Below are 15,194 nucleotides of genomic sequence, written 5' to 3'. Positions count from 1 at the left end.
GGAAATAATTAATATATATATATTTTACTTACCATGGAAGGATGAGATATCTATGGAAAATAACAATTTAAATGAACTTCAACAAAAAATACAGTTTATTAAAAGGTTAGTTGGAGAAAAAAGTGAATTAATAGTAAGAGAATTTGTAATAGGAAAGGGATGTAATCTAACTGCAGCAATATTATATATAAATGGATTAGCAAATAGACAGACCATAGATAGAGATATACTTAAGCCATTGATGTTTGAGGTGGAAGAAGATTTAAGCATTATAGATAACTTAGAGGATAGTATTGTAAAAAAATATATATCTGTTAGTAATGCTTTCATAGAAGAGGATATAAATAAAGTTATATTCAATATAAAAAGAGGAAAAACAGTAATTGTTTTAGAAAGAACTTCAAAATATATTATACTGGATACTACAGGAGGAGAGTATAGAGGTATTTCAGACCCTATTAATGAAACATCTGTAAGAGCATCCAGGGAAGGATTTGTAGAAAAATTAGAAACAAATATAAGTATGATTAGAAGAAAAATAAAGGATAACAATTTAGTAGAGGAAAGATTAGTTGTTGGAAGAAGAAATCAAACAGACGTTGTATTAATGTATATTGATAATATAGTTGATAAGGAAATACTAAATGATATAAAGCAAAGATTAAGTATTATTGATGTAGATGGCTTTACGGGAAGTGGAATGTTAGAACAATTTATAGAGAGTAATCCATATAGTATATTTCCACAAAGTTTTCCTACAGAAAGACCAGATATAGTAGAAGCAAACTTATTAGAAGGTAAAATTGCTATTATTGTTGATGGAACATCATTTGTACTAACATTTCCAACAATATTTTTCGAGTTTTTTCAAGCGGTTGAAGATTATAACCAAAGAACATTAATATCTTCATTTACTAGGTTAATTAGATATATTGCAGTTTTTATAGTTATAACAATGCCAGCTATTTATGTAACGCTAATAAAATTCAATGCAGAATTAATTCCCTTTAAGTTTTTAGGAGCTATTATTGAAGCAAGAAGAGGTATAGCACTAACTCCATTTATGTCAATATTATCAATGAATATAATTGTAGAATTTTTAAGAGAAGGTGGATTGAGACTACCGTTTAAAATAGGGCAAACTCTAAGTGTGGTTGGAGGTATAATCATAGGCGATGCAGCAATAAAGGCAAAAATAGTTAGTTCTACAACATTGCTTGTAGTAGGTATTGCCACAGTAGCAACTTTTCTAATACCTAATTATGAAATGGCACTTTCAGTAAGATTAATAAGTTACCCAATGCTAATATTAGGCAACTTTTTAGGTATGTTTGGAATTGCAGTAGGATGGTTTTTTATAATAGCTTATTTATGTACTTTAGAAAGTTATGGAGTACCTTACTTTAAATTATATAAAGGTGATATGAAGGATATCTTTATAAGAGCACCTCTATGGAAGATGAATAAAAGACCTGAAATTATACCAAATTCCAATCCAACTAGACAAAGCAACTTTAGGAACTTGTTTAGGAGGAAAAAGCATGGAGAATAAGGAGGAAAATGTTTTAACACCAAGTCAGCTCACTTTTATAATTATAGCCAGTATTATTGGTGTAAGTGTATTAAATTTACCAAGAAGTGCAATAAAGTCAGCAAAGCAAGATGGTTGGATAGCTGTTTTAATTGGATCAATTTATCCCATATATATGATAGTTATAGCAAATTATATGAGAAAAAAGCATCCTAAAGAAGATATTTTAGATTTAAACAAAAATATTTACGGTAAATTTTTTGGCAATATATTTAATTTAGTATTTATATTATTTTTTTTTATAATTGGAACAGATGTAGCAGCAGGTATAAGCAATGCAATAAGAATTTATATAGTAAATTTTCTAGGTGTTTGGAACATACTAACTTTATTGTTTTTAGTATCAGCTTATGCTGTTTATAGTGGCACTAAAGCATTAGGAAGATTAAATGAAATATTATTTTATATTACGTTTTTAGTTTATTTAGTACCTTTTTTTTCAATTCAAAAATCACATATATCAAATATGCAGCCAATATTTGGAGCAGGAGTGCAAAATATTTTAAAGGGAATTAAAGAAACAACTACAGCTTATTCTGGAATAGAAATACTATTTATAGTGTATCCATTTGTAGATGAAAATGTTAGCATTAAAAAAATAGCTTTTAAAAGTGTAGCATTTATATCAATTATATATACTTTGTTTACTTTAATCACTATATTATATCTAGGAGTGGATGCTGCATTAAAATTTTTATGGCCTTTAGTAACGGTAACTGAAAGTATAGAAATACCTATAATAAATTCTTTTAGATATATATTTTTATCACTATGGACAATGACTATGATTAAGTGTATTACTGTACATTATTACTTAGTTACTTATGGATTTAGCAAAATATTTACAAAAGTTAGCAGAAAAAATTGGGTGCTATTGTTTTATCCAGTGATGGTTATAGTATCTAGCCTGTATGGCAATCCAGCTAAGAGAAGAACCTTTTTAGATATGATTTTTCCACCATATGCAGCATATAATATCATATTTGTTTCCATTACAGCTATACTGATAGCTTTAGGGAAAGGTGATAAACGTGAAAAATAAGAAAAAAAAATACTTATAATTTGTTTTATCTTAATAGTAGTTGCCAATTTAGTTGGTAAAAGAGGGGCTGTTGTAGAGGAGTTAAATATTCCCAATGCTATAGGTTATGACATAGAAGAAGGACCTGATAGTGGGGTGTTATATAGTGTTCCATTGAGAATATATTTTTCGGAAAGTAAATTTGAAAATGAAAGTAAATTGGTAATTGCAGATGCCATTAATCTAGGGGAAACTAGAAATAGAAGGCAATTACAATCCAGTAAAAGATTTATATTAGGATTGGAAAAGGCATTAATTGTTAGTGAAAAAGCTGCTAGGTTTGGTGTAAGCAATATAATAGATATATTACTTAATAATCCATCAGTAAATGATAATGCCAGAATGGTAGTATGTAATGGCAAAGCAAAAGACATAATGCAATATGAAGTTAAAAAGTTTAGTGGAACTGAGGAGTTTATAGGCACATTAATAGAACATTTAAATCAATTTAATTTTTTCCCCGAAGATTATACTTTAATGAACTTTATTATTTTGTCAAGTTCAGAAGGAAAAACTCCAGTTTTACCTTATATAGATATTGTTGATAATGAATTAAAAATAACAGGATTAGCCGTTTTTAATAAAGATAAAATGATAAGAAAATTAGCAATGGAAGATGTTAAAGTATTAAATTTATTGAGGGAGAATGGAGGAAAAGGCATTTTAACTATTCAAAAAAATTCTAAAGAATATGTGAATTTTTACCCTAAAGCTAAAAGAAAGGTTAAGTGCTCCAAACAAGGGAATAAATATAAATTTGTAATAGATATTAATCTTAAAGGACCTATTGTATCTAATGAATTGTATAAAGATTTAGATACTGATCCTAAAGTAATAAAGCAATTTGAAAAAGAAATGGAAGAACAAGTAAAGGGAAAGTGTGAAAAATTTATAGGTGAGATGAAGGATAATTATAAAGTTGATGTATTGCAACTTGGAAATATTGCTGCTGCAAAGTATGGAAGAGAAAAGGGAGTAGATTGGAATAAGGAGATATTAAATTCTGAAATTAAAGTTAATGTAAAAGTTAAAGTGGATAGTCAAGGCAGAGGAGATTATTAATAGATAGAGTAATTGTATCCCAAGTCAAGAACTTTGTTTATATTATCCTAAGTTTAGGGGAGAAGTTTAATGAAAAGTAATATAGAAAATGAATTGACGGAAATGGAATTTACTTTAGTGCTAATAGGGTGCATGATAGGTATAGGTATTTTAAGTTTGCCCAATGATGTTATAAAAATTTCAAAACAAGATGGATGGATATCAGCTATACTAGGAGCAGTTTATCCATTATATATAGTATTTTTAGCAAGTTATGTAAGTAAAAGTTACCCCAATGAAGATATACTTGCATTAAGCAAAAAGTTTTTTGGAAAGATATTTGGAAATATCTTTAATTTAATTTTTGTTTTATATTTTGGACTTTTAACTACAGAGGTAGCATCAGGTGTATACAATGTATTAACTATATACATAGTTCCATTTTTAAACAAATGGACTATACTAATGGTTATGTATTGTAGCATAGCCTATACTGCATATCAGGGAACTAAAACTATAGGTAGACTAAATGAAATTATATTTTTTTCCACAATTATTATCTTTTTAATACCTTTAGAAGCTATAAAAGATGGCAGTATTTTAAATATAAGACCTGTATTTGGAAGTGGAATATGGAATATAGTAAAGGGGACAAAAGAAACTATTTTTGCATACGCTGGAATAGAAATAATTTTTTTGATTTATCCATTTCTTAAAAATAATACTAGGTTAAAAGCATGTGGATTAAAGAGTATTGCTTTTTGTGTAGCAGTATATGCAACATTTACTATTATAGATATACTTTATTTAGGGATAGATACTTCATTACTATTTATATGGCCGTTAGTTACTATTACAGAAAGTATAATGGTACCTGTTATAAATTCTTTTAGATACATATTTATGTCTTTATGGGCTTTAACCATGTTTAAGAATATATGTAATGAGTATTTTATTTTTGCTCATGGATTAAGTGAGATAACGAAAAAAGTACATAGAAAAATATTTGTAGTATTAACTTTTCCGTTTATTGTTGTAATATCAGGACTATATGGAAATGTAGTTAAGGCTAGAAAGATTTTGAGCAAAATAATACCAGTATGTGTAGGATTTAATCTATTCTTTATTACCTTAATTGCTATATTTGTTTGGATTAATAATAAAAAGAAAAACAGTTCGGTCTAAAACTATACATGTTTGAAAGTTTGACTTAAAGCTTTACAACGTTTAAAATATTATAAATTAATATTTTGAAGGGTTGTGGTATTTTGGATAAATTATTATTTGGTATATCTGGCCTTCCTATAGGAGATGGCTCTACTAAATTTACTTATAAAACTGGTATAAAATATTTAAATGATATAGGTCTTGATGCCATGGAGCTTCCTTTTGTTCGCTCTGTAAATATTACAGATAAAAATAAAGACGAAGTTTTAGCATCTAAACTAGAAAATGATTTTTATCTTTCCGCCCATGGTTCTTATTATATAAATCTTAATGCAGAGGAAATAGAAAAACAGGAAAAATCTATGGAAAGAATAGTGAAAGGGGCAGAGGGACTAAAAAAGGTACAAGGCAGAAGTTTAATATTTCATCCTGGTTTTTATCTAAAATCTTCAAAGGAAGAAGCTTTCAATAGTATTAAGGAGAATTTATCTAAACTTCCTAACATAGGTGTAGATTATAGACTTGAAACCACAGGAAAAGGAACTCAATTTGGTTCCGTAGAAGAAATTGTTGCTCTTTGCAAAGAAATAACTACTTGTAAACCTTGTATTGATTTTTCTCATGTTCACGCTAGGTATAATGGTAGTTTAAAGAATTATGATGATTTTGCTGAAATACTTGATTACATAAAAAATGAACTAGGATATGATGCTTTAGAGGATATTCATATACATTTGTCAGGAATAAACTATAGTGAAGAGGGTGAAAGAAATCATCTTCCATTTGAAGAAAGTGATTTTAATTATATAGATTGTTTAAAAGCTTTCAAAACCTTTGATATAAAAGGTTGTATTATTTGTGAAAGTCCAATTCTTGAGAAAGATGCTCTTTTATTAAAAGAATACTATTACTCATTATAAAAAAAGTGCGAAATGCACTTTTTTTAAATTCTAAGTATAGGCAAAGTACTACAGGTAAAGCTTCCACCTGCTTTTATTACCTCACTATAATCTGAATATATGGCATTATAACCGTATTCGCATAGTATGTTTTTTACATTTTCGTTACTAGTTAGTATTCTTTTATCTCCTAAACAAACAAAATTAGAACCAAGCTTATCTGCAGCTTCATGATCTATTCTAATTAAGTTTTTCATATATTTTTTTATTATATCTACATCATAAACATAATCAGAAATTATGCAATTATCTCTATCAATAGTATTAAATACACAATCCAAATGAAGTTTATGATTATCAAAGTTTATGGGAAGTACTTTTACATCTATGTTTTCTTTATCTAAAACTTCTTGAACTTCATCACAAGCTTCTCTAGTGCTTCTTCTGCTCATGCCTACAAACATTACTTCATCATGAAGTATTACATCGCCTCCTTCTATATTATTTTTCATTTCATATGTTTTTAAATTATGTTTCTTTGCAAATATTTTTAAAGCATTTGGTTCATTTATTCTTTCTGGACTTTTTAATTTCGAAATAAAAAGTATATCCTTTACTACAAAGCCAATATCTCTGGAGAAAACTTGAGAAGGACTATCCATTATATCTAAAAATTGTACCTTTATTCCACTTTCTATAAGTAAATTAACAAAATTATTGTATTGGGAGTACATTAGGTGATAATTAATTTTATTTTTATATGGATTTCCAGGGTCAATTATTTCATATTTACATGGATATACCATCAAATAATATATTAATTTATCATATTGATTATTTAGATGAATTTTCATAAAATCGCCTCCAATAGTTATAATTATATTTTTCATTTTATTTATGTATTTTATTCATAAATGAGTTTGCTAAATATTACATGAATCCCACAAATATCATAATGTAAATATTATGGTAATATGATAGGATTCTATTATAGATTAATTAGGAGTGTGGAACTTAATGAAAAAAATATTAAGTCTTGTTGTTGCGGCGATCATTACGGTAGGAATTTCAAATACAGTGTATGCACAAAATAATTACAATGTTAGTAGATTATATGGAATGGATAGATATAAGACGTCAGTTAATATTTCAAATAAATTTAATAGTAATACCTTGGAAAATGTAATAGTAGCAAGTGGAAAGAATTTTCCCGATGCTTTAGCTGGAAGTGTATTATCCAAAAAGTTAAATGCACCTATATTATTAATAGGTAGTACAGCTAATGAAAGTAAGGATTGTATAGAATATATAAATAATCATTTGGATAAAAATGGAACTATATATATATTGGGTGGACAAGCATCTGTAAATGAAGAGTTTATAAATAATATGAAGTCTCAAGGTTACAAAAATTTTGTAAGACTTGGTGGAAAAAATAGATTTGAAACTAATAAACATATTGTAAACTTTACGAATGTAGAAAAGAATACTCCTATAGTTATAGCAAATGCTTATGGATTTGCGGATGCTCTTAGTGTTTCAAGTATTGCGGCTTCTAAAGGTTATCCTATAATTATGACATCCAATTCTAACTTATCAAATGAAGCTAAAAACATGATTAAAACTATTGCACCAAGTGAAGTATATGTAATAGGTGGATATGCCTCTGTAGGAGATAATGTAATTAATGAAATAAAAACACTAGTACCTTCACTAGAGAGTAAGAAAATAATAAAGTTAGCAGGAAAAACTAGATATGAAACGTCACTTAATGTATGTAAGTATTTTAATATGGATACAGATGCAGCAGTGATTGCTAATGGTACAAATTTTCCTGACGCTTTATCTGGAAGTGCTTTAGCTACAAAATTTAATGCCCCAATAATACTTACTAATGGTCAGGATATAACTAGCCAAAAGGAGTTTTTAGACGGTAAAAGCTATAAAAACATATACCTGCTTGGAGGAAGGGGTTCTGTTGATTTCACAATAGAGTATTTATTAAAAGGGTCAGAAAATATAACTAAGGAAGAAAGAGATTATATTGATAGACTATTAGGCAATTGTAATAAATATACAACAGACAGTACAAACACTGCAAATAATGTTATGAATATTATTGATGGTATTTTTAATGAAGATATTTTAGCGGACTTAGAAGATCCTAATAAAGTTTATGGTGTATTTGATAAATTTGAAAAAGCTTATAATAATTATAAAACTACTTTAATAGCATATAGAGAAAATTTGATTAACTTGAAAAATGAAACGGCTAATATGACGAATTTAAATGGTCTTGAAATATTTAGAATAGAGTACACAAATAGCATAGATATTGAAGTTAAAAATTTAGATAAACTCATTCAAATGATAAGTTCTTATGAAAATAGTTTTAAAGATATAAAGAATGCTATTAGTTCTAAAGATGAAAGCAAAATTGATGAATATTTACAAAAAATCCAGGAAACAAATGTTAATGGTTTTAATGAGATTACTGGGTTAGAAGATGATAAGCAGAGTATTAATAAGTTAGAAGAAAAACTTGTAGACCTTAAAAATATTATGAATTAGAAAAAATCCTTGGGATAGTCCCAAGGATTTTTTCATTTTATAGAGAATTTAAAAAGTTGCCTTGCAACCTTTTTATACTACGAAATTGTTACAAATTAGTATATAATGTTTTAGAGGTGATAAATGTTGAAGGGAAAATGGATGATAAAATGTAATAGTGCAAATATACAACAATTATCAGCTATAACTGGAGTAGATCCTGTTATAGTTAATATTTTGGTTAATAGAGGAATAAAAACTCCTTATGATATAGATAGATTTGTTAAGGCTTCATTAAAGGATCTTTATGATCCTTTTTTAATGAAGGATATGGATAAAGCTGTAGAAATAATAAAAGAAGGTATAATGAACAAAGAAAAAATTGCAATATATGGAGATTATGATGCTGATGGAGTTACTAGTACAGTAATACTATATAAGGCCCTAAAGAACTGTAAAGGCAATTTTATATATCATATCCCTAACAGAGAAGGGGAAGGTTATGGGATGAATAGTGAAAGAATACAGAAATTAAAACAGGAAGGCGTAGATATAATACTTAGCTGTGACAATGGAATTTCAGCTATAGAAGAGATAAAATTAGCAAAACAGTTGGGGATGAAGGTAATAATAACAGATCATCATGAGTTAAGTTTTAAAGAAGATGAAAAAGGAGAAAGGTATTATATATTACCTGAAGCTGATGCGGTAGTAAATCCTAAAAGAAGTGATTGTACATATCCTTTTAAAATATTATGTGGAGCTGGAATAGCTTTAAAATTTGTTCAGGCATTATATTCTGTCATGAATATAGATGAAAAAAATCTATATGAATTACTTCAGTATGCTGCCATAGGTACAATATGTGACGTAGTTGATCTAGTGGATGAAAATAGAATTATAGCTAAGAATGGATTAAAAATTTTAAGAAATACAGAAAATTTAGGCCTAAAGCATTTAATGAAAGAAACAAATTTGGAAGATAAAAATTTAAGTTCTTACCATATAGGTTATATTATAGGACCTTGCATCAATGCTACAGGAAGGCTTGAAACTGCAGATCTCTCTGTGGAATTACTTTTAACAGAAGAAGTAAAAAAAGCTGAGGAACTAGCAAAAAAGCTTCATGCATTAAATATGGAAAGACAGGAAATGACAATAAGAAGTGTAGAAACTATTGAAGAAATTATAGAAGGTACCCCACTAAAAAATGATAAGGTGTTTGTAATATATAAAGAGGACATTCATGAAAGTATAGCGGGTATAGTAGCTGGTAAAATAAAGGAAAAGTATAATGTGCCAACTATAGTTTTAACTAGAGGAAAGGATATGCCTAAAGGTTCAGGAAGATCCATAGAAGGATATAATATGTTTGAAGAACTTCTTAAATGCAAGGAACTAATAGAAAAGTTTGGAGGGCATCCAATGGCAGCAGGACTTTCTTTGAAAGAAGAGAATATAGAAAAGCTTAGGGCTTTATTAAACAAACAATGCAAACTTACTGATGAAGATATGATACCTAGAATCTCTATAGATAAAAGACTTCAATTAGGACATGTATCCTTAGATTTAATAAAAAAACTTGAATTGTTAGAGCCTTTTGGTAAAGGAAATTCTTCTCCATTATTTGCAGAGAAAAATGTAACGTTAGATAGAATAAGTATATTGGGTAAGGATGGAAATACTGTTAAACTTACTTTAAGAATAGGTAATAGTTTTAATAAAATTGATGGATTATGTTTTGGAAGAGGAAAAGAATTTGATGATGATCTTAAGGTAAAGTATGGTAGTGGTTATGACGATATAATAAGTAAACCACAAAATATTAAGATGGACTTCATATTTTATCCTTATATAAATGAATATAATGGATATGTATCTACGCAAATTAGAATAGTAGATTATAGATTTAGTTCTCTTAGTAAAAAATAGACATAAAATTTAGTACAAAGTGTTGTGCATAGAAAATTTAGGAATATAATATAAGTTAGAGTAAAATTTTCAAATTCTAGATTTATATTATGAACATTTAATTATTTAGGCTATATTTTTATATAGCCTAAATAATTAGCTTTGTGTTACCATATTAAAACATTTATGGATTTTATATATACGGGGGAAAACTTATGTATGAATTATATGATAGCATTCCCTTTGGAGTGATGATACTAAAAGTAGAAACTTTGAAGGTTGCATATATAAATAATAGATTTAAAAGTAATTTTAATATTTCTGGTGATATTATAGGAAGGGAACTATCAAACTTTATTTTGCCTAATGTAGTGATAAATACAATTTGTAATTGTAAGTATAATGATAGTGAAACATATTTAAGGGAAGTAGAGGTTTATCCAGATATTTTTATGGATATAAACATAAATATAATAGGTGATAGTATACAGATATTTACAAGCAAAATAGATACAAGTAATACGCCATTAATGGAAACAAATAAAAATATAATCGATAATTTCATTATAAATACAAATATTTTAGAATCATTTGCTCATTTTGTATGTATTACCGACAAAAATGGAGACATTAAATACATGAATCAAAAAGCTTATCACAGTTTAGAAGAGTTTGGAATAAGAGAGTTGCAAAATCTTTTCCATATAATTAAACATTGCAACTTATATGATAATAATAGCAGATTATTAGAAATTAAAGATTTACCATTGTACAAAACATTAGAAACAGGTATTTGCTCTGTGGATAAAATATTATTGTGTAATATAAACTGTGTTGATAAATATATTAAAACAACTACTATTCCAATTACAAAAGATGATTGTATAATAGGTGCTATGTGTATTTGGAGTGATATAACTGAATCCTATATTGATACGTTAAAGCAAAGAAAAGAAAGAGAAAAGTTTTTAGCCCTATCTACTGAATTTAAGACTAAATGTTATATTATTGAGATACTTAGAAAAAGAGAAAAAGAGCATTTAATGCATTTAAAGGATGTTATAAATAATATATCAGAAGGAATTTTGGTAATAGATAATAATCATAAAATAACCCTTTGCAATAATGCTGTTTGTAATATACTTAATTTAAAGCAAATAGAACTGTTAGATTATAACAATATTGAAAGAAAATATACCATAACACCAGAATATGCTGAAAGTAAAAGTTTAAGGGAATTTTTCCGAGATTACCATATGAAGAATATACCAATAAAAAATTTAGTTTTAAAATTAGAGGAAATTGGGAAAGGGCATATTAAATACATAGAATATAATAGTAATCCTATAATAAAAAGTAATGGTAAACTCATATATACTATAATAACTTTAAAAGATATTACAGATAAAAAGCTTAATGAAATATATGCAGCAGAACAAGCTCAGTTTGTAAAAAATGTTTTAAATACATTAGATGTTCCTATATCTGTTTTAGATTACCCTGGATTTACAGGTAGATTACTTAATAAAAAATTTGAACAAATATTATGTTCTGTATTTAATGAAAAATATTCTGCAAAAAATATTGTGGGAAATAATATTTTAAACGTTTTTTCAGAGTATAAGAATAGGGAGTTTATAAAGCAGCTTTTGAAAGTTGTTGAAAGTAATAAGGAGGTTATTTTACCACCTTTATCTGTAAAATCAATAGAGAATAAAGAAAAATATTATAAAATGAGAATAACACCATATAAGATAAAAAATGATGGTATGAGAATATATATACATGGAGTAGATGTCACTGAAGAAGTAAATCATAATCACCAATTAGAAAAAATAAATAAAATGAAGGATGAGTTTTTAACTATAATATCTCATGAATTAAGAACTCCGTTAACTATAATATATTCTTCATTACAATTAGCATATAACATATATGGTAAAGAAATTACCCCAAATATAGACAAGACCTTTAATAGAATAAAGCAAAATTGTAGCAGGCTTCTTAAGTTAACAAATAATATAATGGATATATCTAAAGCTGAGGAAGAGATGCTTTGTGTTAATAATAAAGAATTTGATGTGGTAATGGAAACTGAAAGAATAGTAAACTTAGTAAACTCTTATGGAGTAACTAAAGGTTTAGATATTATATTTGATACTAATGAAGAAGAGTGTAAGGTTGTAATTGATAAAGAAAAATATGAGAGAATATTATTAAACCTTCTATCAAATGCTATAAAATATACTCCACACAATAAACATATATATGTGTATATTGATGTGAAGAAAGATTATTTTACGTTAACTATTAAAGATGAAGGCATAGGAATACCTGAAAATAAGATAGATTCAATATTTGATAGATGTACTCAAATAGATAGTACTCTTTCAAGAGGTGCAGAGGGATTAGGATTAGGACTTACGGTTGTAAAAAAATTTGTGGAAGCCATGAAGGGAAGTATTTATGTAAAAAGCAAGGAATCAGAAGGATCAGAATTTATTGTTGTTTTAGATAAACATTCTAAAATTTCTAATTCCATAAGTTCATGGGCTACATTAAGTGATAACTTTGTAGATATAGTAAATATAGAGATGTCTGATATAAACTAAACTTTAAATTTAAAAGGCATATAGTGCTTTAATAACTAAAACACTATATGTCTTTTTAGAGTTTAGTGAAAAGTAAATTTCTTAGAAGAAACTATCCTAAAGCATTTACTTTTCACTGGTTTAATTATTAAGTTTTTATTATAAATTTCTTTCGTACTGTTCTACCATTCTTTTAACCATCTGTCCGCCAACAGATCCATTTTCTCTTGAAGTAAGGTTTCCATTGTATCCATTTGTTAAGTTAACGCCTACTTCTTTAGCAGCCTCCATTTTGAATCTGTTTAAGCCTTCCCTAGCTTCTGGTACTAAAACTCTATTACTTCTGTTTGCCATATTTACTACCTCCTTTTTCTTTTGTAGTATTATCTTAACCATATTTGAAGCAAATATATTAGTGACTTATAGGTACAAGATGTAGTTTGTACACAAGGTGGTGTATATTTGAAGTTTATGAAAAATTTATTAAAAGTAATAACATTGGACAACACTACTTGAATAATATAAAATGATACTTGAAAAAGTGAAGAATGAATAGAGAAGAGTAAAGGAAGTTTAGGAAAAGTAAAATAATAATTTGGCCTATTTTTACTTAATGTAAAAGTAACGTCCATTATTCTTAATTTTTCACTATTAATTATTCACTGAAAAAGAGGGTTGGTGATTATTTTGAAAAAAAAGAAGATAATTTTAACAGGTGGCGGATCGGCAGGACATGTAACTCCCAATCTAGCTTTAATACCCAAACTTAGAGAACTAGGTTATGAAGTTCAATATATAGGAACAAAAGATGGAATAGAAAAAGGTATTATAGAAAATGAAAAAATAAAGTATCATGTAATATCTAGTGGTAAACTTAGAAGATATTTAGATATAAAAAATTTTACAGATCCTTTTAAAGTGTTGAAAGGAGTATGTCAGGCTAAGAAGATAATAAAAAAAGAAAAGCCTAATGTAGTGTTTTCTAAGGGAGGATTTGTATCTGTACCTGTAGTAATTGGAGCATATTTAAATAGAGTCCCGGTTATCGCACATGAATCAGATATTACTCCAGGACTTGCAAATAAGCTATCTATTCCTTATTGCACAAAAGTTTGTGTAACTTTTCCTGAATCTTTAAATAGTATAAAGGGACAAAAGGGAGTATTAACAGGAACTCCAATAAGAGAAGAACTCTTTACAGGAAAAAGAGAAGAGGGAATAAAAATATGTGGTTTTAAAGAAGATAAACCAATATTACTTATAATAGGGGGAAGTTTAGGTTCAAAGTTTATAAATGATAGTATAAGAAGTGTATTAATAAATATATTAAAAGATTTTAATGTAATTCATATTTGTGGTAAGGGCAATATGGATGAAAAACTTAAGAACACAGTTGGTTACAAGCAGTTTGAATACGTGAAAGAAGAACTGCCTCATCTTATGAATGCAGCGGATATTGTCATATCAAGGGCAGGGGCTAATGTGATTTTTGAGTTACTAGCTTTAAAAAAGCCAAATCTATTAATACCATTATCAAAAAAATCCAGTAGAGGAGATCAAATATTAAATGCACAATCTTTCAAACAAGCTGGATATAGTGTAGTTCTACAAGAAGAAGAATTGACTAGTGAAGTTCTTATAAAAAATTTAAAAACACTTTATAAGGATAAAGATAAGTATATAAAAGCAATGGAAAAAAGTCCAGCGCAAAATGGGGTGGATAATATTATAAGACTTATTGAAAAGTATTCAAAGTAAAAAAGTTAAAGAAAAATTTTTTAGAATATAGAATAAAGAGCATAGAGTACAAATAAGGAGAATTTTCTTCATTAATATTATGAAAAATTTTAAATTATTTATTTTAACTATATTTAAAATGAATTTTTATTTAATTTTACTATGTGTAAGTGTACTAATATTAAATCTAAGCTTTTCTATAAATGTTGATGGTGATGGAAGAAAAACTACTGTATCTGTACTCTGTGTTTTGTAATCTAAAAAAGTTGCTTTATAATTTTTGAAAAAATTCGCAATATTACTTATTTTATATATTGATGTATTTATAATAAAAAAAGTGTACAATAATAAAAATTTTATGTTATAATAGCTTTGCAAAGGTTTTACATAGAAAATTTATATGTAATTTAAAAATAATATAAACTCTAAGAAAACCTTTAGATAAAAAGTAATATTTAATATAAAATATGATAAATATATTTTACATATTTATTTTTTTGGTGTATATTAGTATAGGTGGTCATTTATTCTGTAATATTTAAAATTCTAGGACAAGTTTTTTAGCTTATTATAAATTTTGTGGATTTTCTACAAAATTTTTAAATATTATTTTATGTAACATAATC

The 15,194-nt window shown here is 27.0% G+C and carries 11 protein-coding genes and 1 pseudogene; 10 read left to right on the top strand and 2 right to left on the bottom strand.

The window, feature by feature from the left end; translation table 11 throughout:
- Nucleotides 1–52: 52 nt before the first annotated feature.
- The 5 genes and pseudogenes from T514_RS0117085 (at nt 53) to T514_RS0117065 (ending at nt 5,800) form a co-directional block, all read left to right on the top strand.
- The gene (locus tag T514_RS0117085; RefSeq protein ID WP_027625869.1) at nt 53–1,552 is read left to right on the top strand and encodes a spore germination protein; all 1,500 of its coding nucleotides are present in this window, start codon (nt 53–55) and stop codon (nt 1,550–1,552) included.
- The gene (locus T514_RS27215) at nt 1,542–2,633 is read left to right on the top strand and encodes a GerAB/ArcD/ProY family transporter (RefSeq protein WP_027625868.1); all 1,092 of its coding nucleotides are present in this window, start codon (nt 1,542–1,544) and stop codon (nt 2,631–2,633) included. Before T514_RS0117085 ends, T514_RS27215 begins: the two co-directional genes overlap by 11 nt.
- Nucleotides 2,623–3,734 (top strand): annotated as a pseudogene (locus tag T514_RS27210) (Ger(x)C family spore germination protein). Before T514_RS27215 ends, T514_RS27210 begins: the two are co-directional and overlap by 11 nt.
- Nucleotides 3,735–3,803: 69 nt before the next feature.
- On the top strand, nt 3,804–4,898 hold the full coding sequence (locus T514_RS0117070; RefSeq protein WP_027625866.1) for a GerAB/ArcD/ProY family transporter: 1,095 nt from the start codon (nt 3,804–3,806) through the stop codon (nt 4,896–4,898).
- Between the two features lie 83 nt (nt 4,899–4,981).
- Complete coding sequence (locus tag T514_RS0117065) at nt 4,982–5,800, top strand: TIM barrel protein (protein WP_027625865.1); 819 nt, start codon at nt 4,982–4,984, stop codon at nt 5,798–5,800.
- 23 nt (nt 5,801–5,823) lie between these two features.
- Here the strand turns inward: T514_RS0117065 and T514_RS0117060 are convergent, their stop codons facing one another.
- Nucleotides 5,824–6,633: a dimethylarginine dimethylaminohydrolase family protein gene (locus tag T514_RS0117060; protein ID WP_027625864.1), complete on the bottom strand. Its 810-nt coding sequence runs from the start codon at nt 6,631–6,633 to the stop codon at nt 5,824–5,826.
- A gap of 163 nt (nt 6,634–6,796) precedes the next feature.
- Here T514_RS0117060 and T514_RS0117055 point away from each other — a divergent pair, with 163 nt between their 5' ends.
- The 3 genes from T514_RS0117055 (at nt 6,797) to T514_RS0117045 (ending at nt 12,852) form a co-directional block, all read left to right on the top strand.
- Nucleotides 6,797–8,350, top strand: a complete 1,554-nt coding sequence (locus tag T514_RS0117055; protein ID WP_027625863.1) for a cell wall-binding repeat-containing protein — start codon at nt 6,797–6,799, stop codon at nt 8,348–8,350.
- 126 nt (nt 8,351–8,476) lie between these two features.
- Nucleotides 8,477–10,261 carry a single-stranded-DNA-specific exonuclease RecJ gene (gene recJ, locus T514_RS0117050; protein WP_027625862.1) on the top strand — a complete coding sequence of 595 codons (1,785 nt, stop codon included), beginning with the start codon at nt 8,477–8,479 and terminating at the stop codon, nt 10,259–10,261.
- 194 nt (nt 10,262–10,455) lie between these two features.
- Complete coding sequence (locus T514_RS0117045; RefSeq protein WP_242850623.1) at nt 10,456–12,852, top strand: PAS domain-containing sensor histidine kinase; 2,397 nt, start codon at nt 10,456–10,458, stop codon at nt 12,850–12,852.
- Between the two features lie 138 nt (nt 12,853–12,990).
- Here T514_RS0117045 and T514_RS0117040 read toward each other — a convergent pair whose 3' ends face one another.
- Nucleotides 12,991–13,185, bottom strand: a complete 195-nt coding sequence (locus T514_RS0117040; RefSeq protein ID WP_027625860.1) for an alpha/beta-type small acid-soluble spore protein — start codon at nt 13,183–13,185, stop codon at nt 12,991–12,993.
- A 333-nt stretch (nt 13,186–13,518) separates the two neighbouring features.
- Between T514_RS0117040 and T514_RS0117035 the strand changes: the two genes are divergently transcribed.
- Together T514_RS0117035 and T514_RS26750 are read left to right on the top strand one after the other, a co-directional pair.
- A complete protein-coding gene (locus T514_RS0117035; protein WP_027625859.1) occupies nt 13,519–14,589 on the top strand; it encodes an undecaprenyldiphospho-muramoylpentapeptide beta-N-acetylglucosaminyltransferase in 1,071 nt (356 codons plus the stop codon).
- Between the two features lie 79 nt (nt 14,590–14,668).
- Nucleotides 14,669–14,824 (top strand): hypothetical protein, encoded by a 156-nt coding sequence (locus tag T514_RS26750; protein ID WP_156939979.1) that lies wholly within the window; start codon nt 14,669–14,671, stop codon nt 14,822–14,824.
- Nucleotides 14,825–15,194: the final 370 nt, after the last annotated feature.

The organism is Clostridium lundense DSM 17049, assembly GCF_000619945.1.
GTDB lineage: Bacteria > Bacillota > Clostridia > Clostridiales > Clostridiaceae > Clostridium_AO > Clostridium_AO lundense.
This window is presented reverse-complemented; position numbering and strand designations above follow the sequence as displayed.

Excerpts from the sequence above, each read along its gene's own strand:
- T514_RS0117085 (WP_027625869.1), top strand. The coding sequence starts at position 53 with ATGGAAAATAACAATTTAAATGAACTTCAACAAAAAATACAGTTTATT.
- T514_RS26750 (WP_156939979.1), top strand. The coding sequence starts at position 14,669 with ATGAAAAATTTTAAATTATTTATTTTAACTATATTTAAAATGAATTTT.
- T514_RS0117045 (WP_242850623.1), top strand. The coding sequence starts at position 10,456 with ATGTATGAATTATATGATAGCATTCCCTTTGGAGTGATGATACTAAAA.
- T514_RS0117060 (WP_027625864.1), bottom strand. The coding sequence starts at position 6,633 with ATGAAAATTCATCTAAATAATCAATATGATAAATTAATATATTATTTG.
- T514_RS0117070 (WP_027625866.1), top strand. The coding sequence starts at position 3,804 with ATGAAAAGTAATATAGAAAATGAATTGACGGAAATGGAATTTACTTTA.
- T514_RS0117040 (WP_027625860.1), bottom strand. The coding sequence starts at position 13,185 with ATGGCAAACAGAAGTAATAGAGTTTTAGTACCAGAAGCTAGGGAAGGC.
- T514_RS27215 (WP_027625868.1), top strand. The coding sequence starts at position 1,542 with ATGGAGAATAAGGAGGAAAATGTTTTAACACCAAGTCAGCTCACTTTT.
- T514_RS0117055 (WP_027625863.1), top strand. The coding sequence starts at position 6,797 with ATGAAAAAAATATTAAGTCTTGTTGTTGCGGCGATCATTACGGTAGGA.